This window comes from Bacillus cereus group sp. BfR-BA-01441, from assembly GCF_022663075.1.
Taxonomy (GTDB): domain Bacteria; phylum Bacillota; class Bacilli; order Bacillales; family Bacillaceae_G; genus Bacillus_A; species Bacillus_A cereus.
The window spans coordinates 117708-142125 of sequence record NZ_JAKUEU010000002.1 but is presented as its reverse complement, the minus strand read 5'-3'; the positions used below and the strand labels follow the sequence as shown (position 1 = coordinate 142125).

Here is a 24418-nt window from a genome sequence, read left to right as displayed (position 1 = left end):
GGGGGTTTTTAAATGAAAAAAGTTGTTCGTTACTCATTAGTTAGTACTCTATTAGTTTCTTCATTTTTAGTTGGTTGCGCAAAAGAAAAAACTGCAACAAAGCCGAAAGATGAGAAGAAAGTATTACAGTTACTAGAAACAGGTGAAATTCCGTCGTTAAATTCAGGGAAAGTAACAGATGCAGTCTCGTTTAACGTTTTGAATAACGTAATGGAAGGACTATTTCGTCTATCGAAAAATGATGAAGTAATTGAAGCCGGCGCACAAAAATATGAAGTGAGTAAAGATGGAAAAACATATACATTCCAATTACGTGATGCGAAATGGTCTAACGGAGAGCCAGTAACCGCTCATGATTACGTATACGCTTGGAAGCAATTGGTAAATCCAGATACTGCTTCTCAATATGCATACATTGCGTACGATGTAAAAAATGCTGAGAAGATAAATAAAAAACAACTAGGTCTAGATGAATTAGGAGTAAAAGCGAAGGATGATAAAACATTCGTCGTAGAGCTAGAACATCCTGTACCGTATTTTACGAAATTATTAATTTTACCATCCTTCTATCCAATTAACGAAAAATATGCGAAAGAGCAAGGTGATAAATATGGATTAGAAGCAAATAAAGCGGTATATAATGGACCGTTTACATTATCAGAGTGGAAGCATGAAGCTAGCTTTACAATGAAGAAAAACGATAAGTATTGGGATAAAAAAGAAGTGAAGTTAGATGAAGTAAACTATCAAATTGTAAAAGAAATTTCAACTGCGGTAAATTTATATGAAACAGATAAAGTTGATAGAGCTGTTATTTCTACAGAATTCGTAGATAAATATAAAAATAATAAAGAGTTAAAACAATATACAGATCCAGTTATGTACTTCTTCCGATTTAATGAAAATGTACCGATTCTTAAAAATAAAAATGCACGTCTTGCGCTAAGTACAGTTTTTGATAAGAAGGGACTCGCAGATTCATTTTTAAATGATGGATCGGTTGCAGCAAACTATTACGTACCAAAAGGATTTTTAAAGGGCCCAGATAAGAAAGATTTTAGAAGTACGGCTGGTGAGTTTAATAAGACAAATGTAAAACAGGCGAAGGAATATTGGGAGAAAGCAAAACAAGAGACAGGTACAAATGAAGTGACGTTAGAACTATTAAATTATGACTTGGAAAACTTTAAAAAAGTTGGAGAGTACATTAAAGAGCAGCTTGAGAAAAACTTACCAGGATTAAAAGTGAATGTGAAATTACAACCACATACGCAAAAATTAGCACTTGAGAAGAAGAAAGAATATGAAATGTCGTTATCACGCTGGTTACCAGATTATCCAGATCCAATGACTTACTTAGAAGTATTCCTTTCTGGAAGTAGCGTCAATAATACAGAATATGCAAACCCAGAATATGATGCGTTAATTAAGAAGATTAAAACAGAATTAGGTAATGATGAAAAGGCTCGCTGGAAAGCAATGCAAGATGCTGAAAAAATGCTACTTGATGATGCAGTAATTGCACCGGTATTCCAGCGCGGATTATCTTACTTACAAAAACCATATGTGAAAGATTTATATGTACATCAATTTGGTCCAGCTACAAGTTTAAAATGGGCAGATGTACAAAAATAAAAGAATGGAGAAACAGACTTCATGTATGTGATAGTCTGTTTTTTTTATTTAAAGTTAGAAAAATAGTTCATGGTATAATTTATTAGTCTGTAAACAGTATTTGGAGGGGAAATGATGTCTATGTTTGAAGAAGAGAAAGTAATTTATACAAAAAGATTATTTATGAGGAAACCAATTGTAGAAGATATTAATCAGTTTTATAACATATTAAAAAAAGATACTGTTGGCAAATGGTTGGCTAAATCAAGAGGAATGTCGAAGGAAGAAACAAATGATTATATTGGGCAACTTATCTTACATTGGGAACAGTATGACTTCGGGGTATGGTTGTTATTTAATAGTGAAACAGGAAAGCTTTTAGGACATTGTGGTTTAAGAAAGGTAGATGAAACAGGTGCAATAGAAATTATGTATCTCCTTGACCCAGAACATTGGAGGAATGGGTATGCATTAGAAGCAGCAGAGGCTTCCATTAAATATGCAATAGAGACTTTGAATGTAACAAGAATAATTGCTAGAGTTAAAGTAGCAAATGAGAGCTCGAAAAAACTTTTACGAAAGCTCGGGTTTATATATACTCATGAAGTTAATCATAGCGGGCGTTTATTATCATATTTTGAACTTCATACATCATCCGAAGAATTCTAGACATTTCATATGTTTTTTTATTGTTAAAAAATAAAATTATTACTAAAATTCCAGTGTGAAATTTATGTAGAATCTTGTATAATTAACATGTTTCTATGGAAACATTTTCTTGCGCTATTTATATAGGGCTTAATAGAACAAGGAAGGAAATACATACATGTATATAATAGATAAATAGAATGGGACATGTATAGAGACAAAGGAGAGAAAAGATGACGTGTCAAAAACAAGGGTTACAATTTAATAACGATAGAAAGAGGGACAGAAGATGAAAATGAAGCATGCTTTTGGTCCTATAATTTTAGCATGTGTGCTTTTTTTCATTATCATTCTAATCCCATCGAAAAGTTTAGTATCGCTTATTAGTGATAAGAAGGTAGAAGATGCGGCAACTTCTTTACAAAAAGAGAAATTACAAAGTGTTTTCTTACAGCAAAAAATGTTAGAGAATTCACAGTATTTACCGATGTACGGTTCATCAGAATTTTTACGAATGGATGCATATCATCCGTCTAATTATTTCAAAGTAAATCCAGCTGGTTTTACACCGTTTTTAATTGGAACTGGCGGTACACAAAGTTTAGCTCATATTTTAAATATGACATCTACTATGGATGAATTAGAAGGTAAAAAAGTAGTCTTTGTTCTTTCACCACAATGGTTTACAAAGACTGGTGTCTCACAAGGGGATTTCACTAATAATTTCTCCAAACAACAAGCATATCATTTTATTTTTAATGATAAGATAAATCCAGAAATGAAAAAGCAAATCGCGAAACGGCTATTAGATTATAAAGTTGTTCAAGAAGATGATATATTAAAAAATTCATTAGAAGGTATTGTATATAATGATACGAAACATAACATAAAAGCAGGTTTAGTTAAACCACTTGCTTATATGCATCGAAATATTTTAGATCATAGAGATATATTTAACTCTTTATTTAAAATCGAACCGATGAAGGAGAAAACAAATATCGGACTTCGTTCAATTTCTTGGGAAGACGCACGTAAACACGCAGAACAAGAAGGGAAAGCTGAGTCTACTACAAATACATTCGGAATTGAAAATCCGTATTATCATAAGAATAATCTGAAGAAAAAACTAAAAGGTTTAAAAAACTTTAGAGCAAATGAAACATATGATGAATCACCAGAATACGATGATTTACAAATTATTTTAGAGTTATTTAAAGAGAAAAATGTCAAACCACTCTTTATTTCTGTACCTGTAAATGGGCCCTGGTATGATTATACTGGCTTCCCGAAAGAACGCCGTGAAGTGTATTATAAAAAAGTTCGAGAACAGGTTGAGAAAGCAGGATATCCAGTAATTGATTTCTCTGGTCATGAATATGATAAGTATTTCTTAAAAGATACGATTCATTTGGGCTGGAAAGGTTGGATTTATTTTGATGAAGCAGTGCAGAAATTTTATTCTGAGAAATAAAGTATAGAAATCGGAATGGCTATGAGCCGTTCCGATTTTTTTAGTATAGAGGATTTTGGTGAGGACAATTTGGGAATGCATGTATATCTTGAATCTGTCTATAATCATAATGTTTCATTGCAAACTGAGCTTGATAAAGGTATTCATACACATATAATTGACCATCATGCGCTGAACATAATACACCAGAAGTTCCTTGCCCATTTATGAAGGAAATGCCGATAGGGCGTCCGATTAAGTACGGTATTTTTTGCTGCCAATGCATAGGGGAATCACTCCTTTTTGAGATAATATACGAAAGAAATGATCAAATGGTTGCTTATCCATGTAAATGTAGATGGAAAGGTATTATATAATTCCTGAAGATTAATTCATATATAAATAAAAAACCGCTATAATTCCGAATGAATTTATAGCGGTTTTTATTATATTCTTAAGCGAGATTTTTACGCTTTTTTGTCCATTTTTTTATAACGAAGTATAAAAGTATAAGTACGACGCCACCAATTGCGAATGATTTCACATACGGACCAGCAATATCATTTATATTCTCCCAATTTTCACCTAGTTTTTCACCTAAATAAATGAAAATAATAGACCAAGGGATAATCGCAAGTGCTGTTAATGTAGTGAAACGTAGTAATGGCATTTTTGTAATACCAGCAGGAATTGAAATCGCATGACGCACTACTGGAATGAAGCGTGCTGTAAAAATGACGCCAGTTCCGTAACGATTAAACCAATCTTCTGCAGCATCTATTTGTTTTTTATGTATGAAAATATATTTTCCGTAACGTTCTAATATAGGGCGTCCGCCGTATCGTCCAAGCCAATAAATAAAGATTTGAGCAATAACACCGCCAATTGTACCGAATACAACAGCGCCTATAAATGAGATACTTCCATTGAATACTAAGTATCCTGCATAAGCAAGGACAATTTCACTTGGGATAATTTCAATCATAAGTCCAAGCATAATGCCCCAATAACCTAATCCTTCAAAAAACGTTAATACTGAATGAATAAAACTACTTAACATTGTTGCACCTTCTAGTTTATGAATTTTTGAGTATAAGAACCTTTTATTTAATGACGTAAAAGGTTCACTATATGTAGATTATACCTTATTTACATAGGGGATTGCTATTTCAATTCTTTTATGTCTCTCATAATTATTATAGTAAAAGATATAAGCCGCGTTTTCATGAAGAGTTAATGAAAAGATTATTAAAAATTTCTCATATATCAATGATAATAGACTGAAAATTAAGTATAATGGTATAGGTCTTTCATTTACAAAAATAGGAGGAGAACATATGTATATTACAGATCCGATTTATGGACCAATCTCTATTCGTGATAGAGATATCCTTCGATTGATAGATACAAAAGCATTTCAAAGGTTGGCGAATATTAAACAACAAGGACATACTTATTTTTTACATGAGAACGCAATGCATACGAGGGAAGAACATTCGATAGGTGTATATGTGCTAGTAAATAAAGTGATAGAACATCTTACTGAGATTGGTGACATACATTTATCGAAATATGAACGAAAGCTAGTATCTACTGTAGCCCTTCTACACGATGTTGGACATGGGCCATATTCACATTGTTTTCAGCAAATATCGGGTGAAGATCATGGTGAGTGGACGGTACGAATCATTCAAGAGGACGAAGAAATACGTACGATTTTAAATCAAACACATAGATTATTAGATGATGTAACGAAAGCTTTAACAGAAGATGGAGTTTTTCCAATTATAGATGAGCTCTTATTTAATTCATTAGGAATGGATCAATTAGATTTTTGGAATAGAGATTTATATTACTCATCGCTTGAATTAGAAGGTTTACAGATAGAAGAATTGATTGCTAACATGCGTTTAATTGATGATAAACTTGTTATTGAAGAATCAGGAATCCCCTTCATCGAACAATTAATGAAAATGAAAGAAGAGCTTTACAATAATGGATTTGGCCACCCGTTTGTGATAGGAAAAGACATATTGCTGCAAACAATTTTAAAAATGATAGAGGAGAAAAATCTTTCGTTCTATACTCCTGAACTTCAAAACTTCTTTCATAAAGGAGAGAAGTTAGAAGTAGAAGACTTTCTTCCGTTACAAGATGAAATGATTTTAAATGAAATAAAGTACTTTGCAAAATCAGAGGACGTACAATTAGCGACGTTAATTCACCTTTATTTTTCAGAAGCCAAAAGTTTATCTTTTGAAAAAGGACTAGAGGGTGATTTTAAAAAGGAAAATAGCACCTTAGCAGTAATAACTGAGAAAAAGGCGTACAGTTCATATGTAGGTGGTATTTACGTCTATAGTGAGGGGCAGTTAGAGGACATTTTAGAGAAATCAAATTTCATTCAAGAGATAGTAAAATTGCCTAAAAAAGAATATGCCTATTCAATTTGATTTGGTTCGAAAATAAAAAATGAATGAGATGGAAACGTAAATTTAGAGGAGGGAATAAAATACATGAAACATAAAATTGCTGTACTGGCAGATGTACATGGAAATGCAACTGCAACTGCTTTAAAAGCAGTTATCGAAGATTCTATGAAAGAAGGTGTGACTGATTATTGGTTTTTAGGAGATTTAATTATGCCTGGTCCTGGATCGAATGATTTATTTGAAATATTAGAAAGTATTAACGTTGATACTTATGTACAAGGAAACTGGGAAGATAGTTTTCTTGACGTTCTTAATAAAAATATTGATATTGATAACGCAACTGATATTTATGTTTCTAGATTAGTTCAGTATCAATGTGAAAACTTGGATGAAAACTATATTAAGCATGTTAAAAATTTACCATTACATATAACAAAACAGGTTAATGATTTATCAATCAGTATTAGTCATAATCTACAAAATAAAAATTACGGGGGAGATTTGTGGCCCACTAATAATCAGGGACAGTTTGATCGGTTATTTGATCGTGATTATGATATTGCGATTTACGCTCATACCCACCATCAATTATTGCGCTATAGTAGCAATGATCAATTAATTATTAACCCAGGAACAGTTGGACAACCTTTTTACAAGTGGAATAAGCTAAACTCTGACTTACGTGCTCAGTATGCAATTCTTGAAATTGATGAGGCAGGGATTACTGATGTGAGGTTTAAAAAGGTTTTTTACGATGTAGAAAAGGAATATAAAAATGCCATAAATAAAAATCTTCCTTATATTGATTTATATCGTGAGCTGTTAGAGACAGGAAAAACTCATACGCATGATATTGAATTATTACAAGAAATTAATGACAAATATAATTATAAAGATGAAGTAATTAAGTTTATTGAGAAAATCTGATGGGAATTTAATAAAAAGAAATGAACATTGTTGAATGTTAGGTTAGTCATGATTTTTACATAATCAAGAGCTATTGTAGAATGAAACTTAGATGTAAAATGATTTTTGTATTTTATATTGATTGAAAACAAGCATCCCCCTGTACTACGTATATGACGGGGGGATGCTTGTTTTTTAAGGCTTCACATCTAAGTTCTGTAAAAATAAAGTTGCTGTTACGTAACGTTTTGCTAACATTTGTACATATGCGGTATGTACAGAAAGGGTCGCAATAATAATAGCGTTACGAATTGCTTCGCGTTGTTCGTTATTAATTTGATCGAACTTGCTTGCGATTTTATCAGCTTTTTCTTTTACGATGTTTTCAATTGTATGAACGGTATCTGTTGCATTTAATTGTAAGCAATTCCCTTGATTGAGTTCTTCAAATAGAGAAGAGTATGCTACATATAAATGAACAGGATTGATTAAATCATCACTTCGATCGGCTGGGTCATTTACAATAAGGCGTAATAGCTTACGAATGGATTCAAAATCAAGTGCTGTTTTTAAATCTTCGACAATAAATAGTAAGGCTGCTTGTTCAATTGAATATTTTTTCCCCTTTTGAGGAGAGCCAATCATTTCTTTTATATCTCGTTTCACCCAGTTTTGCATAGCAGTTACAGAGAAACTTGTGTTTTCAATCTGATTGCCAAGCGCAACTATTTCATTTAAAGAAAAACCGACATCAGTATCGTCAATTTTAATCAGCTTTTCAAAAATAGGTGAAAGTGCGGTAGTAATAAAAGCTGTAACGCTTTGTCCGCTTTCAATATCTTTTTTATGTGACTTTGCCCAAGCTTCTTGTAAAATACCGAGAGGCTTTTTCGTATTCCATCCTCTTAGTGATAGAAGAAGGGTAGCCATTTCGTTTCGTGTGAGATGAAATGTTTCCATCTTTTCACCTCCAAAATAATAAAAAGTTCTTATGAACTTATAATATGTTTTGTTTCATTTAAAGTCAATTCTGTTTTGCTTAATTTTTCCTTTGTGACCAAACTGTTGAAAGTAAATAATACTTGCATATTTCGACAAAAGTTCATATAATAAGTTCATAAGAACCTTTAAAATGTTCTTAAAAACAAATCTATCATTCTGAATTTACTAGAAAGATAGATTTCACATATATCTATATAAAAGGAGAATGGATATAATATGTTGAAAAAACTTGTAGCAGTAATGACAGCATTCATGGTTATCTTTGGGGCTAGCAGCTTTATGTTCGTAGATCATGCAGCAGCGAAAAGTTACAAATCTGGTAAAAAATCATTTACACCAAGTTCAGGTCAAAAGTCAAAAGTTGATTTAAACAAAAAAGACTCAAATGTAAATTCTCAAAAAACGACTCCAGATTCAAAAACGAAAGCAACAAACACGGCACCAAAAAGTAATAAAGGAAGCTTTATGAAAGGTTTATTACTAGGTGGTCTTGGTGGTTTACTAATGGGTAGCTTATTTGCAAATATGGGAGCTCTTGGTTCTGTATTAGCGTTTATGGTAAATATGTTAGTAATGGCTGGTATCGTAATGTTAGCAGTTCGTGCATTTAAATACTTCAAAGACCAACGTAAGAAGAAAGCAGATGAAGTAGCATGGAAACAATAAAAATTTCTGAACAAGAGCTTATAAATGCGCTTTGCGTATATATAGCTGAAAAAAGACAAGTGGGTCCAGAAGAAGTGTTAGTTGAACTCATGTATGATGACGACTACGGTTTCTCTGCGGAAGTAGAGGTAAATGGTCGCCAGCAAATTTTAATTCAAGCAAACTTAATCGAAGCTTTACGCTTATTGCTTGACAGAGAATATAATGTCAATCCATTCGCAGCGAGATTACAACTTGAATTAGATGATGAAGAAGGCATTTACGCATTAGCGAAATTTAATAACTCAGATGAGTAGAGAAAAGAGCTGTTGAGAATAATCTCAGCAGCTCTTTTTAGTATGTGCATATGTAGAAGAATAATCACGCCAAATTTCATTCATTTTTCGTCTACCGATATCTACCATCGGATTAAACTGAATTGCAGCTTTCTGACGAACAAAGTGAACGTTTTGCATGGCGTGAGATAATTGTTGGTCGACTATATCACGTTTTTTACTTGCATATTTTGCGATAGATAGACCTGCAACTGTTCCTTGCGCCATCGCAATTTTTCCGCTTTCAATGCCTGTAATATTGCCAGCTACAAATAAACCAGGAAGAGGAGTTTCCATTGTTTCGGAATGGAGAGGAACGTGTCCGCCTAATTCTGAAATGTAATGGAAGGGACAACCGGCTACAGCTGCAAGTTCGGCAAGTGGGTATAATCCCCCGGCAATACATACAAAATCTGCTTCATATATTTTCTCTGTTCCATTAATAACATTTCCTTTAGAGTCAATATTAGCAATACGTACACCTTCAACTTGATCTGTTCCGATAATTTCAAGAGCTGCTTTCCGAAGGTGAAGTGGCGTTCCGTTTATTTTCATTCCGTTGTTTGGATAGAATGTTAATCCAGCTTTTCGAATCCAATCAAATTTCATAAAGTGGCTACCTATTCGCAAGAAAGCAGAAGGAGCGAGGTGAGCTGCATTTAAAAGAGAGTTTAAAACTTCTTCAGGTTCACCAGCTTTTTGACTTAACTCGCTTTTCTCAGGGAGTACAATATGATCCACTGTAATTCCCGCTAATTGCAATTCACTTAAAATGGCGAAAGACAAAATGTTAGCACCAATAATAATTCCTTTTTTTCCAACTTGCACGCGATGAACATTTGTCATAACTTGAGCTGCTCCAATTGACATTACTCCTGGAAGTGTCCAGCCAGGAAGGGGAATAGAATATTCCGCAGCTCCAGTAGCAAGTAGTACGAAAGGTGCTTCTAACGTACCGATATTAGTATGTACAAACCAATTGTTTTCATCTCTATCTAAATTATAGACCGAAACACCGCACCTGATATGTACTGAAAGTGATTCTGCTTCTTCATGAAGTCGCTTCGATTCTTCTATTCCGTTCCACCATTCTCCAGTAGGCTCTTGATGCAACTGTCCTAACAATCTCCCGCCCGGCTTCATAAATTCATCAATAACGAGCACTTTTAGTCCGAAACGAGCACAAGAGATAGAAGCAGATAATCCCGCTGGCCCTGCACCTATAATAATTACATCACTCATCGCTTTTTCACCATCTCTCTCACGATATTCGGATGCTGTTTCCCGCTTTCAACAACCATGTTTTCTTCTACAACAGTTAAGCATGCGCGTACATTTGTTTGATTATTTACTGTCACGCGGCATTCGGAACAGTGCCCGATATTACAATAAATACCTCGCGGTGTTCCGCTATCTTCATGAACTCTTAATGTCCGTATTCCATTTGCTAACAGGGCAGCAGCTATCGTTTCATGTTCATATGCTTCGTATTGATGACCGTTAAATTGAAAGGTAATACGCTCACTACTTTGTAAAGTACCTAAAATAGGGTGATGTGTAATTCTACTCATTTACTTTCACCTACTGATCCAAAAGTAACTGCACGTATTGGTGGTTGATATTTTAACGGTAGTTCATTAAGAGTTACGTCAGGATTCACATTTTCAATCATTCGATCTATCATTATTCTGCATGTGCGACCACCGCAAAATCCCATGCCAGCACGTGTTCTTAATTTTAATTCTCTTGCCGAGCAGTTATATTCAGCAATTGTCGATTGAAGTTGCCCGTATGTAACCTCTTCACAACGACAAACGATTAAGTTGTTTTTATTTGTCATGTGTATTCCTCCTCTAGTTCGATTTTCACAAATTATATATGCAAAAATCATGCCAATATAGAGGAGGGAGAGAGGGCTACCTGTAAACGCCTGATCGGTGCATACTGATTCTTTATTGAAGTCCAAGTTTCTTTAAACGGTTATATAAAGTAGCCCTTGTTACACCAAGTTGTTTTGCGCATTCTAATTTATTCCCATCTAAAATTCGTAAAGCCCTTTCAATAACTTTTTTCTCATGCTCATCCATCTCTTCTTGTAAAGAAAGGATTGTATTATTGTTGCTGAGTAATAGGGAATGAGCTGTATGGTTGTCTAAAGTTTCAGTCGTATGAAATGGTAAATATTCTTGTTTTATAATTCCGTCTGTTGCGAATACCACAAGCCGTTCAACAACGTTTCGAAGTTCGCGAATATTACCTGGCCAATTGTAATGAAGCAGTTCATGCATAATGCTTGAAGGTAGGTCACGAATTGGTCTGTTGTAGTTGATTGAAAAATCATTTAAGAAAGAATAAGTTAATTCAATAATATCCTCGCGTCTTTCGCGCAGCGGTGGAATCTGCAAACTAACTACATTTAAGCGGTAATATAAATCTTCTCGGAAAGTTCCTTTTCTCATTTCTTCTTGTAAATCACGATTTGTAGCAGCGATAATACGGAAATCAATATTAATTTCTTTTTCACCACCAACTCGGTAATACTTTCGCTCTTGCAGTACACGTAACAGTTTTACTTGCATATCAAGTGGCATTTCACCTATTTCATCAAGAAATAAAGTACCGCCTTGCGCGAGTTCAATTTTACCTTTTTTTCCTTTACTATTTGCTCCAGAAAACGCCCCACGCTCGTAACCGAATAATTCACTTTCAAATAACGCTTCTGGAATTGCCCCGCAGTTAATCGAAATGAAAGGCGCCTTCGCTGCCTCACTTGCTTCATGAATCGCTTTCGCAAATACTTCTTTTCCAACTCCACTTTCCCCAAGTATTAAAACAGTTGATTTTACCGAACAAACTTTTCTAGCTAATTGTATCGTTCTTTGTATAACAGGACTTTTCCCATTCATCGCAAGGAATGGATCGGATTCATCTTTATACTTTGCCACTTCTTGTTCTAAACGGTGCATTTCATGTGACATATTAAATAGTTTTTCATTTAAAGCGACTTGATTTGTAACATCTGTTTCTGAAACGACTGCTCCTATAATTTCATCATTACAATAAACTGGATTTGAATTAATTAATACGAATAAATCGGGACGAGGCTGATGGAACTGAGCGACTATGCTTTTTCCATCATGTAAAGATTGTAAAATTTCCAAGTCTTTATAATCAAAAAAACGAGTAATCGGTTGCCCAATAATCTCATTATGGTTGACTGAAAATATTTTTTCAGCGCCATCTGTCCAAGTTCGAACGTATTCTTTACTATCAATGACTGTAACAGAAGAGTCAGTTGTTTGTATTACAGTGTCATAAAATGACTGTAGTTCATTGTAGGACTTATAAAGAAATGGAATCATTTGCTGAGAAGTTATACAGCATAGCGGCTCATCGTTTTCGTTAAGGATGATAACAGCTAATTCATAAGAAAAAGCGTCAATTAATGCAGTGAATGAGTCATCTACATAAATAATTGCGCAATTATATTCTTCTGTAGTAGAAGGGAGATAATAAAACCTTTCGTTTATTTTCTTAATGCGATCAAGGCTACATGTATGATTGGTTAAAGCGCTTTCCAAAAATTCTTGTATAGTCGGAAATGAAAATGCCATAATGTCCTCCTGTTATGTATAAAAATTTTGACAGTGATAAAAAAATAATACACCTATTTACTATAAATTTAAAATATTTTTACAAATAAAAATATTATTTATAAAAATTGTATATGTACAGAATTGGCACGTCAATTGCATAAAAAGAAAGTGAGAGGGCTAGGAAAGGAGGAGTATATTGTGAGGCACTGCGACGTTTTAATTATAGGTGGTGGAATAATAGGGTGTTCTATCGCTTATTACACTTCAAAATACGGAAGAGACGTAACAATCATTGAAAAAGGGGAATTTGTCAGCGGGACGTCTTCACGGTGTGATGGGAATATTTTGGCCATTGATAAAGACCCAGGATTTGATAGTCAAATGTCTTTAGTAAGTCAAAAATTAGTAACTGATTTAAGTGAAGAATTAGAGCATTCATTTGAATATAGGGCACCAGGAAGTATTCTCGTATGTGAGTCAGACGAAGAGATGGAAGCTGCGCAGCAATGGGTAAATCGGCAAAAAGAAGCTGGATTACCGTTTCGAATGCTTGATAGGCAAGATATAAGAGAAGAGTCGCCTTTTTTTGCTGATGATTTATTAGGCGGTTTAGAATGTGCGACGGATTCAACTGTGAATCCATATCTCCTTGCATTCTCGCTTCTGTCAGAGGCACAAAAGTTTGGCACAAAAGCCTTTAAACAGACCGAAGTAAAGAGTATAAACATAGATACGAATGGTTCATTTGTTGTAGAAACTACGAATGGAACTTTTACAGCACAACAAGTTGTAAATGCAGCGGGTGTGTGGGCTCCTAAGATTGGTCAGATGTTAAATGTAAATATACCAATTGAACCGAGAAAAGGGCATATTATTGTAGCATCAAGACAACAACACGTAGGGTGCCGTAAAGTAATGGAATTCGGTTATTTAATTTCTAAATTTGGTGGAAAACGAAAAGTAGATGCTTTAACTGAAAAATACGGGGTTGCGCTCGTATTTGAGCCTACTGAAAGTCAAAATTTCTTAATTGGAAGTAGCCGTGAATTTGTAGGGTTTCATACGAGAATAAACAATGAAGTCATTAAATGTATTGCAAATAGAGCGATTCGCTTTTATCCGAAAATGGCAGATATGATGGTAATTCGTTCTTACGCTGGTTTACGTCCGTGGACAGAAGATCATTTACCGATTATTTCACGAGTGGAACATATTCCAAATTATTTCATTGCCGCTGGGCATGAAGGGGATGGGATTAGTCTTGCAGCAGTTACTGGGAAAGTAATTGAAGAGTTATTAAATGAAAAAGAGACAATTATTCCTATTGAACCACTTCGTTTGAGTCGTTTTACAGAAAGGGTGTTAAACGGATGAAGTCACAAAGAGTCTTTACGACAATTGATACACATACGGGTGGGAATCCAACGAGGACAGTAATTAGTGGACTTCCAAAGTTGATTGGAGAGACGATGGCAGAGAAGATGTTACATATGAAAAAGGAGTATGATTGGATTCGAAAATTGTTAATGAATGAACCGCGTGGTCATGATGTAATGTCAGGGGCATTATTAACAGACCCGTGTCATCCTGAGGCTGATATAGGTGTTATATACATAGAGACAGGTGGATATTTACCGATGTGTGGTCACGATACAATCGGTGTATGTACAGCGTTAGTTGAATCAGGTTTAATTCCGGTAGTTGAACCGATTACTTCTTTAAAACTAGATACACCGGCTGGCTTAGTTGAAGTAGATATTGCTGTTCAAGATGGAAAAGCAAAAGAAGTATCTTTCTGTAACATACCAGCTTTTTTATTAAAAAATATTACTGTACAAGTGAAAGACATTGGAACTATAGAAGCTGATATTGCGTATGGAGGGAATTTTTATGCCATTATTGATGCGAAATCAGTAGATCTAGAATTAGTACCAGAAAATGCATCTACAATCATCGATAAGGCGATTCATATAAGAAACACAATTAATGAGAAGTTTGAAATCACTCATCCAGAGTATTCGTTTATAAGAGGATTAACACATGTTGAATTTTATACAGATCCTACTCATGAATGTGCGCATGTGAAAAATACAGTTGTTGTACCACCAGGCGGAATAGATCGATCCCCATGCGGTACAGGAACATCTGCGAAGCTAGCTGTATTATATGCTCAGAAAGAAATCAAAATTGGTGAAGAGTTCATTCATGAGAGTATCGTTGGTTCTTTATTTAAAGGATATGTCGTGAATACGACACATGTTGAAAATATTGAAGCTGTCATAACGAAAATTACGGGATCAGCTTGGCTTATGGGTATGCATAAATTTTTTTACAATGAAATGGATCCACTCAAAGAAGGATTTTTGCTAATTCCGCCGATGGAACATGAAACGGAGGATATAAAATGAACATTCAAAAAATGTATACAGCAGTAGACGTACATGTAAATGGCGAGGCATTTCGTGTAATGAAAGACGTACCATGCAAATACTACTACAGTTTGGAGCAATTAAATGAACAATTTTCGGGTGAATTAGCAGAAGAGATGAAGCTTTTATTAAATGAACCACGTGGTTTTATCGGTTTGAACGGGTGTATTGTCGTTCCATCTATCCATAATGAAGTGGATGCAGCTGTATTATTTTTTAATCATGAAAGTTCGATTCCGCTTCATTATGGGGGCATTGTTGCGGTAATAACGATGTTACTCGAAAGTGGGTATTTAAAAAAGAGAGAGTCCAATCAATACAAAATTGAAACGTTATCTGGAATATTTTTAGTTCATGCGTATGTAGAGAATGATGAAGTTATATCTGTTTCGTTTGAAAGCAAACTTTGCTATTTGATTGAGGAAAATTTACAGGTTGGTAATGTAAGTTATTCTCTCATACAAGCAGATAAAGTATATGCAGTTGTAGAAAAAGGTGCGTATTCGCCAGAAATTCGTGTTGAAAACATTTCAGAATTGAAAAGATGGGGAGAAGCTACACTGCAGGCTATACAAAAACAGTCGCTAATAAAAAGGCTTATTTTAGTAGATCCTTCGCAAAAAGAAAAGAACCATATAAAGTCGATTACATTTCATGAAGATAACTTTATCGTACGTTCGCCAGGTTTTGTTTCTACTATCGTTTCCTATGTTCATGCGTTATTTAAAAATGATTATATGGCGGATAAACCTTTTAAAAATGAAAGTATATTTAATAGTTTTATAACTGTGGAAAAAGTGAAGAAGGAGGAACTAGGATACATTTTCCGTTTTGAAAGTAGAGGATTTATTACAGGAATGCAGACGTTTCTATTAGACCCTACGGATCCATTTCCGGCAGGTTTCTTATTAAAATAAAATGTGATAAGGAGAGATAAATATGCAAAAAATTAAAGGGGCATTTCCAGTATTAATAACACCGATGGATGAATTTCAGGAAATTAATTGGGATGGGGTAAAACAAAATGTAAATTACTTTATCGAACAAAAGGTTGCAGGTGTCATCATTAATGGAAGTACAGGAGAGTTTGTAAGTTTATCAAAAGAAGAACGATTTAAAATGGTAGAAACCGTGTTGAAAGAAATTGATGGCCGTATTCCAGTCATTGTTGGAACTGCAGCAGAGACGACGAAAGAAACAATTGAATATACGAAACATGCAGAAGCGCACGGAGCGGATTGTGCATTAATTATAAACTCTTACTATTGTAAACCGAAGGAAGAGGAGATTTATTTTCATTTTAAAGAAATCTCAAATTCTGTAAATATACCAATTATGCTATACAATAACCCATTTACTTCTGGTGTTGATATGAGTACAAAGCTAATGCTCCGTATTGGAAAAGAGTGTGAAAATGTTACACATATTAAAGAATCTAGCGGAGATATTCGAAAAGCGAGAGATTTAGTAAGACAAAGTGAAGGGGCTTTCCAAGTCTTCTGTGGTTCTGAAGATTTAGTTATGGAATCATATTTAGTTGGTGCTTCGGGATGGGTTTCAGTAGCAGGAAATATCGTTCCCGGTCTCGTTACAAAAATGTATGAGCATTTTCAAAATGGTGAATTAGAAAAGGCGTGGGAAATAAACGATGCTATTTTACCACTTTGCGAGTTTCTTGAAGGATCAGGGAAATATGTTCAAATCGTTAAACGTTCCATGGAATTACATGGGCAAGCGGGAGGACCTTCTCGCTATCCAAGACTAGGATTAACTGTTGACGAAGATCAAAAGCTTCAAACGATTTTATCAAATATTGCAGCTCATGTAGCTGTTTAAATAAGGAGGAGAACATAATGTTAAAGACAAATATTGAGCTGAAACCAAAAGTGGAAGCGTTTTTAAATGAAGAAATTAAAATGTTTATTAATGGCGAATTTGTTGCTGCTATTGGGGGAAAGACGTTTGAAACGTATAATCCAGCTACAGAAGATGTTCTAGCTGTCGTATGTGAAGCGCAAGAAGAGGATATTGATGCTGCAGTAAAAGCGGCAAGATCTGCATTTGAATCCGGTCCGTGGGCAGAAATGACTACTGCTGAAAGAGCGCATCTTATTTATAAATTAGCAGATTTAATTGAAGAACATAGAGAAGAATTAGCGCAACTAGAAGCTTTAGATAATGGAAAGCCATATCAAGTAGCACTTGATGATGATATTTCAGCAACTGTAGAAAATTATCGTTATTACGCAGGATGGGCTACAAAAATTATTGGGCAAACAATCCCAATTTCAAAAGATTACTTAAATTACACGAGACATGAACCTGTAGGTGTTGTAGGTCAGATTATTCCGTGGAATTTTCCGCTCGTTATGTCTTCTTGGAAAATGGGAGCTGCACTGGCGACAGGTTGTACGATCGTATTAAAGCCAGCAGAGCAAACGCCTTTATCTTTACTATATACAGCAAAACTTTTTAAAGAGGCTGGATTTCCAAACGGTGTTGTAAACTTTGTACCAGGCTTTGGTCCTGAAGCAGGAGCAGCAATTGTAAATCATCATGACATTGATAAAGTTGCTTTTACAGGATCTACTGTTACAGGAAAGTATATTATGCGTCAGTCTGCAGAAATGATTAAGCATGTAACGTTAGAACTTGGCGGCAAATCACCAAATATCATTTTAGAAGATGCGGACTTGGAAGAAGCAATTAATGGTGCATTCCAAGGTATTATGTATAATCACGGTCAAAATTGTAGCGCAGGATCACGTGTATTTGTTCATCGTAAACATTATGAAACTGTAGTAGATGCACTTGTGAAAATGGCGAACAACGTAAAACTTGGAGCAGGTATGGAGAAAGGAACGGAAATGGGTCCACTTGTATCTAAGAAACAACAAGAGCGTGTGTTACATTACATTGAGCAAGGGAAGAAAGAAGGCGCTACAGTTGCGGCTGGTGGTGAACGTGCACTTGAAAAGGGTTATTTCGTTAAGCCAACTGTATTCACAGATGTTACAGACGATATGACAATCGTTAAGGAAGAAATATTTGGACCAGTTGTTGTTGTTCTGCCATTTGATTCGACAGAAGAAGTAATTGAACGAGCGAACAACTCATCCTATGGCCTTGCTGCGGGTGTATGGACGCAAAATATCAAAACGGGTCATCAAGTGGCAAATAAATTAAAAGCAGGAACAGTGTGGATTAATGATTATAACTTAGAAAATGCAGCTGCACCATTTGGTGGATACAAACAATCTGGTATTGGCCGCGAATTAGGTTCATATGCGCTTGATAATTATACAGAAGTGAAAAGTGTTTGGGTAAATATAAAGTAATAGGGTGTTTTACTGACAAAAATTGAGGGATGAAATAATGAAAGATGCGGACAACTAGAAAGTTTGATAATAGTTGTCCGTTTTTTTATATACAAAATTGCTTTTCCAAAGAATGATAAGGGGGATTTGGATGGAGAATTTAGTAGAATGGTTAGTAGGGCAAGTGTGGAGCATCGGTTTAGTTGTTTTTGCATTAGGGGCAGGCGTATATTTCACGATTGCAACACGCTTTTTGCAAATTCGTTATTTTAAAGAGATGATTAAACTATTATTTGAAGGAAAGAGTTCAGAGACGGGAATATCATCTTTTCAGGCATTTTGTTTAGCCTTATCGGGAAGAGTGGGAATTGGTAATATTGCAGGGGTAGCGACAGCAATTGCTTTCGGCGGGCCTGGAGCTGTATTTTGGATGTGGGTAATGGCTTTGTTAGGGGCAGCGAGCGCGTTTGTAGAATCAACATTATCTCAAGTATACAAAAGTAAAGTAGGGAATGAATATCGCGGCGGTACTCCATATTTCATTGAGAGAGGTTTAAAAATGAAATGGTTTGCAGTCATTGTAGCGGTAGTTGTAACACTTTCATATGGCGTGTTATTACCAGGTATTCAATCTAGTAGTATCGCAGTTGGATTCGAAAACTCTAATGGTATTAGCAAATATATAACTGGTATATTTTTAGTCGTGTTACTAGCAGCAATTATTTTTGGTGGTGTAAAGAGAATTGCCGGTGTTTCTCAAATGCTTGTGCCATTTATGGCAATTGGTTATGTAATTGTTACATGTATCATATTAATTGCGAATGTAACGGAGATTCCAAGTATGTTTGCTTTAATTTTCTCTAGTGCATTTGGTGTAAATGAAATGTTTGGTGGAATTGTTGGTGCAGCTATTGCATGGGGCGTAAAACGCGCTGTATTTTCAAACGTTGCTGGTGTCGGAGAAGCGACGTATAGTTCGGCGGCTGCTGAAGTATCGCATCCTGCAAAACAAGGATTAGTTCAAGCGTTTTCCGTATATATCGATACAATTGTCGTATGTACAGCGACAGCTCTTATGATTTTAATAACAGGTATGTATAATGTTATACCTGAAGGGAAAACCGCTATTGTACAAAATATAGGAAATGTGGAAGCTGGTCCAATTTATACACAACAAGCAGTTGAAACTGTGATAACAGGGTTTGGTCCAATATTTATTTCAATTGCGATTTTCTTTTTTGCATTTACAACGTTACTCGCTTATTACTATATCGCTGAAACGACACTTACTTATTTAGATCGTCAATTGAAGTATGGCTGGTTAAAACCAGTTTTAAAATTTGGATTTTTAATTATGGTTTACATCGGTAGTGTTGAATCAGCGTCGCTTTTATGGAATCTCGGAGATTTAGGAATCGGTAGTATGGCATGGTTAAACTTAATCGCGATTCTATTATTAAGTAAAATCGCATTAAAAGTGTTAAAAGACTATGAAAGGCAGAAAAAAGAAGGGAAAGATCCAGTATTTAATCCTAAAAATGTGGGGATTGAAGGATTAACATTTTGGGAAGAAAGAAGTAAAGAGGTTGAAAGAAAAAGTTCTAGAGAAAAAGTTATTGTAGATGATAATTTAAAATTATAACGTAAATTAACTGAAAATTCTTAATTTAAAAGAAGGTATATTGCCTCCATTTCATCACATACTACAATAGGTATGGATAATATGACTGGAGGGAATAAGATGGAACATGAGCAACATAGTTCGATAAATGATATTCTACATCATTATAAAGAAGGTATAGGTAGTTTTACAAATCAAATTCCTGAAATCGCTGAGACATATAATGCGTTCACGCAAGCTTGTTTTCAAGAGGGTGCTTTAACAAAAAGAGAAAAGCAACTTATTGCATTAGGAATTAGTTTAGCAACGCAAGATGAGTATTGTACAATTTATCATACAAAAGGTTGTCTTGATCAAGGATGTTCAGATAAAGAGATTCTGGAAGCATGTGGTGTTTCAGCAGCATTTGCTGGCGGAGCTGCGATGAGTCAAGCGGTAACTTTAGTGCAAGAGTGTTTAACAGAACTGAAAAATCAAAAGCATTGAATAAAAAACGTTTTAAACTTTATGTTTAAAACGTTTTTTATTTGAAATTAAATTTGTATTCAATTTAATATTCTATATCTTCATAAATAGATTTTTCTACATCAGGAAGAACTGTGTATATACTCTTACCGATTAACGCTTCTAATTCTTTCTTAATCGCATAAAACCCTTTCCAATGTAAAGATGTATGAGATGTTGTACCATGACGCAAACCAACAGAAATTAATCTTCTTTCCAGCGTAGTAAAGCCACCCGCATCAGCAAGAGCGTCACAAAGAGTAATTACTTTATTGTATAAGTCGTAGTTACAATGTTCATTTAATATTTCAACTAACCGGCTTCTCATATGGTCAGGAACGAGACTCCATTCCGCTGCGATATCTATATGTTCATTTTTGCATGGGAATGAGTGTGTCACACAAATAACAGCGTTTCCTGTATACCCTAAATCATTCATATACATATAACCATCATAGGAATGAATGACCGATTTGGTAAAACCTTTGTATCTTCCGATATCATGCAAAAGGGCAGCGTTATATGCTATGTCAGCATCTAGGTTATACCCATTTTTAATAAGTTCTATAATTATGTTTTCAGTTGCATGAGCAACATGTAGTGAATGTTCAAACCAAGGGCCCGGGTTTTGTTCATATGCCCATTCGAGTAATTCTTTTGCGTACGTTCTATCTAATATATATTTCATATCGTTATCCTTTCACAAAAAATCATATCTTTCTATAAATTCATCTTATTATTTCATTATTCCTTCTTTAAAAATTGTTACAATGAAACAAAAGGGGGAAAAGTAATGCGAAATTTAGTAATTGAAGAAATAAAGCAACTAGAAAATGATATGGAAGAACTTTCGAAACTTTTGAAAATGGTTGTAAATGATGGGGCATCAATTGGTTTTTTGCCTCCACTGGAACAAAAAGACGCAACAAAGTATTGGCAAACAGTATTAGCGCCAGAAGTGATATTGTATGTGGCTAAAATAAACAACGAAGTAGCAGGGAGTATTCAATTACAATTAGTTACTAAGCCTAACGGAATTCATAGAGCCGAGATTTGCAAATTAATGACTCATCCAAACTTTAGACGTAACGGTATTGGACGATCGCTTATGCAAAAAGCAGAGGAACGAGCAAAGCAAGAAAACAGGTCTCTTTTAGTATTAGATACTAGAGAAGGAGATCCTTCCAATAAACTGTACAAATCACTAGACTACCAAGAAGTTGGAACAATACCAGGGTATGCAATTTCTCCGAATGGTAAGTTAGATGCTACGGTTATTTATTATAAAAACATTTAAGGTATAATCAAACGGGGAGAGTGCTTAATTATTAGTAAGTGAATAATAAACAACTATTTTTAACACAGTCTATATTTTTCTGGCGGTGTTAAAATAGTTAATTATAATCTAATTAACGCACTAAATGAATTTGAGAAATTTTTTAGAGGGTTCTTTTAGTAATGATTCTCGTCTTATAATAAATGTAGAGAAGATGACTAGCCAACTATAGTTATTTTCGCTTTATTATCGGAAGGGGATGAAAGTATGAAAAAGAATAGTTTACAAAAGATGAAGAAAGTTATTTTAAGTGGTGGCGTATTACTTACGGGATTATTAACATTTGGATTTTCAGAAAAGGCTTCAGCTCATGGATATGTAGAATCACCAGCGAGCCGATCTTATTTATGTAAGCAAGGGGTAAATGTAAATTGTGGACCGATTCAATATGAACCACAAAGCGTAGAAGGGATAGGTGGATTTCCGCAACTAGGACCTTCTGATGGACAAATTGCAGGGGCTGGTCATTTTCCCGCTTTAGATGTTCAAACTGTAGATAGGTGGAAGAAAGTTACGTTAAATGGCGGGACGAATACATTCAAGTGGAAACTAACGGCTCCTCATAGTACAAAAGAGTGGAAATATTATATTACGAAAAAAGGTTGGAATCCAAATAAACCTTTAACGCGATCGGATTTAGATTTAGTGCCATTCTATGTGAAAAATGACGGTGGAGCTAGACCAGGGACGACAGTAACGCACGAAGCAAATGTACCAACTGACCGTAGTGGATACCATCTTATTTTAGCTGTTTGGGAAATTGCAGACACTGGAAATGCGTTTTATCAAGTTATAGATGTAAACCTTTTGAATAATGGCTTATCCTCAAATTTCGCTTTTAACAATGTAGTGCAAGCTCCTACACTATTTTAATTGAAACATACATTTCGATCATCTAATTCATTTTAGATGATTTTTTTTATGAAAATGATGAAAAATATAGAAGAAAGTGCAATTATTTATAAAAAAATATGCTTTAAATATTGTCATATTTGCTTCTTTAAGATATCCTTTTCATGAAGAGGTGGAAAACATGGAAAAAGTACTAGTTTTCGGGCATAAAAACCCAGATACAGATGCAATTTGTTCTGCAATTGCTTATGCAGAATTGAAAAAAGAATTAGGAATGAATGCTGAGCCTGTACGTTTAGGCGAAATCAGCGGTGAAACTCAATTTGCGTTAGACTATTTTAAAGTAGAAGGACCGCGTTTTGTTGAGACAGTAGCAAGCGAAGTGGACAACGTTATTTTAGTTGACCATAACGAGCGTCAACAAAGTGCTAACGATATCGAATCAGTTCGTGTGTTAGAAGTTATTGACCATCACCGTATTGCTAACTTTGAAACAAGCGATCCTATATACTATCGTTGTGAGCCAGTTGGCTGTACAGCTACAATCTTAAACAAAATGTACAAAGAAAATGGCGTAACAATTCGTAAAGAAGTTGCAGGTTTAATGTTATCTGCAATCATTTCAGATTCTTTACTATTCAAATCTCCAACTTGCACAGAACAAGACGTAGCAGCTGCTCGTGAATTAGCGCAAATCGCTGGTGTAGATGCAGATAACTACGGCTTAGAAATGTTAAAAGCTGGTGCTGACTTAAGCGGAAAAACAATGGAGCAATTAATCTCTCTTGACGCTAAAGAATTCCAAATGGGTAATGCGAAAGTTGAAATCGCACAAGTAAACGCTGTTGATACAAACGACGTTCTTGTACACCAAGCGGAACTTGAAAAAGTAATCTCTGCAGTAGTAGAAGAAAAAGGTTTAGACCTATTCTTATTCGTTGTAACTGATATCTTAACTAATGATTCTGTCGGTCTTGCGATCGGTAAAGCAGCAAACGTTGTTGAGAAAGCTTACAACGTATCACTAGAAAACAACACAGCTACTTTAAAAGGTGTTGTATCTCGTAAAAAACAAATCGTACCAGTATTAACAGAAGCATTCCAAGCTTAATCGTATTGCGTACAGATGAACAGTAAGGACAAGTAGTCAGATTGGCTATTTGTCCTTTTTTATTTATAATAAGCAGAAATTTTTAACTTTTAAACAGTCGCATTGTGTATGCTTAATGATATGGAAGTATTGGAAAGTAAATTACAGGGGCTTTTTGAAAAAATATTGCATCTGTTTCAAAATTAGAGAGCTGGATTTCGGAGGAACTGCGTTTAAACGCTGAAATACAGATGTTGCGTTTAACTTTTTAGAAGAAAGGATATAAAGTTTTGATTAACGAATTAAAATAAGGATAGCGTTAGCTATCCTTATAATCGTTTATTCGTAATATTTTTTCTTGTTTATATAAAATGTGATTATCGTAGTAATGAAGAAAATAGGTATCGCATACACTTGCCCAACAAATAACTTCCAGCCGACATAATTATAGCCTTCAGATGCTGGGATGATAACGGAAATAACGCAAACGATAAAATAGACTAATAGTGCAGGAATAATATTTTTCATTTTTATGAACCTCCTTTATTGTTTTATTAATACGTACTTGTATTATAATTTAGTTTCATTATTTTGAAGAAAAAATGAAAAATTTTTTATGGTATTATAATATTTGCAATCAG

The 24418-nt window shown here is 34.7% G+C and carries 26 protein-coding genes; 17 read left to right on the top strand and 9 right to left on the bottom strand.

Going from position 1 to position 24418, the window contains the following annotated elements; translation table 11 throughout:
- Window positions 1-12 precede the first annotated feature (12 nt).
- From MR107_RS01850 to dltD, 3 genes are all read left to right on the top strand, one after another.
- A complete protein-coding gene (locus MR107_RS01850) occupies window positions 13-1635 on the top strand; it encodes a peptide ABC transporter substrate-binding protein (protein WP_000758260.1) in 1623 nt (540 codons plus the stop codon).
- Window positions 1636-1749: 114 nt separating this feature from the next.
- Entirely contained in the window at window positions 1750-2283 is a 534-nt protein-coding gene (locus MR107_RS01845; protein ID WP_000061617.1) for a GNAT family N-acetyltransferase, read from the top strand.
- Between the two features lie 268 nt (window positions 2284-2551).
- Window positions 2552-3733 carry a D-alanyl-lipoteichoic acid biosynthesis protein DltD gene (dltD, locus tag MR107_RS01840; RefSeq protein WP_000782309.1) on the top strand — a complete coding sequence of 394 codons (1182 nt, stop codon included), beginning with the start codon at window positions 2552-2554 and terminating at the stop codon, window positions 3731-3733.
- A gap of 40 nt (window positions 3734-3773) precedes the next feature.
- On the opposite strand, the gene MR107_RS01835 is transcribed toward dltD, so the two are convergent.
- Together MR107_RS01835 and uptA are read right to left on the bottom strand one after the other, a co-directional pair.
- Entirely contained in the window at window positions 3774-3998 is a 225-nt protein-coding gene (locus MR107_RS01835; RefSeq protein WP_000558689.1) for a hypothetical protein, read from the bottom strand.
- A 168-nt stretch (window positions 3999-4166) separates the two neighbouring features.
- Window positions 4167-4772: an undecaprenyl phosphate transporter UptA gene (gene uptA / locus MR107_RS01830; RefSeq protein WP_000952913.1), complete on the bottom strand. Its 606-nt coding sequence runs from the start codon at window positions 4770-4772 to the stop codon at window positions 4167-4169.
- A gap of 277 nt (window positions 4773-5049) precedes the next feature.
- Between uptA and MR107_RS01825 the strand changes: the two genes are divergently transcribed.
- Both MR107_RS01825 and MR107_RS01820 read left to right on the top strand, forming a co-directional pair.
- On the top strand, window positions 5050-6165 hold the full coding sequence (locus MR107_RS01825; protein WP_000275992.1) for an HD domain-containing protein: 1116 nt from the start codon (window positions 5050-5052) through the stop codon (window positions 6163-6165).
- Window positions 6166-6228: 63 nt separating this feature from the next.
- On the top strand, window positions 6229-7071 hold the full coding sequence (locus MR107_RS01820; RefSeq protein ID WP_242292026.1) for a metallophosphoesterase family protein: 843 nt from the start codon (window positions 6229-6231) through the stop codon (window positions 7069-7071).
- A 174-nt stretch (window positions 7072-7245) separates the two neighbouring features.
- Here MR107_RS01820 and MR107_RS01815 read toward each other — a convergent pair whose 3' ends face one another.
- Window positions 7246-8010, bottom strand: a complete 765-nt coding sequence (locus MR107_RS01815; RefSeq protein WP_000447231.1) for a DUF1836 domain-containing protein — start codon at window positions 8008-8010, stop codon at window positions 7246-7248.
- A 258-nt stretch (window positions 8011-8268) separates the two neighbouring features.
- Between MR107_RS01815 and MR107_RS01810 the strand changes: the two genes are divergently transcribed.
- Together MR107_RS01810 and MR107_RS01805 are read left to right on the top strand one after the other, a co-directional pair.
- On the top strand, window positions 8269-8718 hold the full coding sequence (locus tag MR107_RS01810) for a hypothetical protein (RefSeq protein WP_000914478.1): 450 nt from the start codon (window positions 8269-8271) through the stop codon (window positions 8716-8718).
- Entirely contained in the window at window positions 8706-9014 is a 309-nt protein-coding gene (locus tag MR107_RS01805) for a YxcD family protein (protein WP_063245515.1), read from the top strand. The genes MR107_RS01810 and MR107_RS01805 overlap by 13 nt, the downstream gene beginning before the upstream one ends.
- Before the next feature lie 24 nt (window positions 9015-9038).
- Here MR107_RS01805 and MR107_RS01800 read toward each other — a convergent pair whose 3' ends face one another.
- From MR107_RS01800 to MR107_RS01785, 4 genes are all read right to left on the bottom strand, one after another.
- Window positions 9039-10274: an NAD(P)/FAD-dependent oxidoreductase gene (locus tag MR107_RS01800; protein WP_001286092.1), complete on the bottom strand. Its 1236-nt coding sequence runs from the start codon at window positions 10272-10274 to the stop codon at window positions 9039-9041.
- Window positions 10271-10603, bottom strand: coding sequence for a (2Fe-2S)-binding protein (locus MR107_RS01795; protein WP_000087065.1), 333 nt, complete (start codon window positions 10601-10603; stop codon window positions 10271-10273). Before MR107_RS01795 ends, MR107_RS01800 begins: the two co-directional genes overlap by 4 nt.
- Window positions 10600-10872: a (2Fe-2S)-binding protein gene (locus tag MR107_RS01790; RefSeq protein ID WP_000182620.1), complete on the bottom strand. Its 273-nt coding sequence runs from the start codon at window positions 10870-10872 to the stop codon at window positions 10600-10602. The genes MR107_RS01795 and MR107_RS01790 overlap by 4 nt, the downstream gene beginning before the upstream one ends.
- A 112-nt stretch (window positions 10873-10984) precedes the next feature.
- Complete coding sequence (locus MR107_RS01785) at window positions 10985-12646, bottom strand: sigma-54 interaction domain-containing protein (protein ID WP_078404951.1); 1662 nt, start codon at window positions 12644-12646, stop codon at window positions 10985-10987.
- 180 nt (window positions 12647-12826) lie between these two features.
- Here MR107_RS01785 and MR107_RS01780 point away from each other — a divergent pair, with 180 nt between their 5' ends.
- From MR107_RS01780 to MR107_RS01750, 7 genes are all read left to right on the top strand, one after another.
- On the top strand, window positions 12827-14002 hold the full coding sequence (locus MR107_RS01780) for an NAD(P)/FAD-dependent oxidoreductase (RefSeq protein WP_025689383.1): 1176 nt from the start codon (window positions 12827-12829) through the stop codon (window positions 14000-14002).
- Window positions 13999-15036 (top strand): proline racemase family protein, encoded by a 1038-nt coding sequence (locus MR107_RS01775; protein WP_048538302.1) that lies wholly within the window; start codon window positions 13999-14001, stop codon window positions 15034-15036. The genes MR107_RS01780 and MR107_RS01775 overlap by 4 nt, the downstream gene beginning before the upstream one ends.
- Window positions 15033-15974 carry a proline racemase family protein gene (locus MR107_RS01770; protein ID WP_001025567.1) on the top strand — a complete coding sequence of 314 codons (942 nt, stop codon included), beginning with the start codon at window positions 15033-15035 and terminating at the stop codon, window positions 15972-15974. The genes MR107_RS01775 and MR107_RS01770 overlap by 4 nt, the downstream gene beginning before the upstream one ends.
- 22 nt (window positions 15975-15996) lie before the next feature.
- On the top strand, window positions 15997-16893 hold the full coding sequence (gene dapA, locus MR107_RS01765; protein WP_001169456.1) for a 4-hydroxy-tetrahydrodipicolinate synthase: 897 nt from the start codon (window positions 15997-15999) through the stop codon (window positions 16891-16893).
- A 17-nt stretch (window positions 16894-16910) separates the two neighbouring features.
- On the top strand, window positions 16911-18395 hold the full coding sequence (locus MR107_RS01760; protein ID WP_000920973.1) for an aldehyde dehydrogenase family protein: 1485 nt from the start codon (window positions 16911-16913) through the stop codon (window positions 18393-18395).
- A gap of 130 nt (window positions 18396-18525) precedes the next feature.
- Window positions 18526-20016, top strand: a complete 1491-nt coding sequence (locus MR107_RS01755) for an alanine/glycine:cation symporter family protein (RefSeq protein ID WP_000429527.1) — start codon at window positions 18526-18528, stop codon at window positions 20014-20016.
- A gap of 72 nt (window positions 20017-20088) precedes the next feature.
- Window positions 20089-20481, top strand: coding sequence for a carboxymuconolactone decarboxylase family protein (locus MR107_RS01750; RefSeq protein WP_001999958.1), 393 nt, complete (start codon window positions 20089-20091; stop codon window positions 20479-20481).
- 64 nt (window positions 20482-20545) lie between these two features.
- Here MR107_RS01750 and MR107_RS01745 read toward each other — a convergent pair whose 3' ends face one another.
- A complete protein-coding gene (locus MR107_RS01745) occupies window positions 20546-21187 on the bottom strand; it encodes an HD domain-containing protein (protein ID WP_000875112.1) in 642 nt (213 codons plus the stop codon).
- Window positions 21188-21292: 105 nt separating this feature from the next.
- Between MR107_RS01745 and MR107_RS01740 the strand changes: the two genes are divergently transcribed.
- The 3 genes from MR107_RS01740 (at window position 21293) to ppaC (ending at window position 23798) form a co-directional block, all read left to right on the top strand.
- The gene (locus tag MR107_RS01740; RefSeq protein ID WP_001245258.1) at window positions 21293-21796 is read left to right on the top strand and encodes a GNAT family N-acetyltransferase; all 504 of its coding nucleotides are present in this window, start codon (window positions 21293-21295) and stop codon (window positions 21794-21796) included.
- 246 nt (window positions 21797-22042) lie between these two features.
- Window positions 22043-22708 carry a lytic polysaccharide monooxygenase gene (locus tag MR107_RS01735; protein WP_000742279.1) on the top strand — a complete coding sequence of 222 codons (666 nt, stop codon included), beginning with the start codon at window positions 22043-22045 and terminating at the stop codon, window positions 22706-22708.
- A 160-nt stretch (window positions 22709-22868) separates the two neighbouring features.
- A complete protein-coding gene (gene ppaC / locus MR107_RS01730) occupies window positions 22869-23798 on the top strand; it encodes a manganese-dependent inorganic pyrophosphatase (protein WP_000416873.1) in 930 nt (309 codons plus the stop codon).
- A gap of 318 nt (window positions 23799-24116) precedes the next feature.
- Here ppaC and MR107_RS01725 read toward each other — a convergent pair whose 3' ends face one another.
- Entirely contained in the window at window positions 24117-24305 is a 189-nt protein-coding gene (locus tag MR107_RS01725) for a DUF4017 family protein (RefSeq protein ID WP_000789487.1), read from the bottom strand.
- Window positions 24306-24418 lie beyond the last annotated feature (113 nt).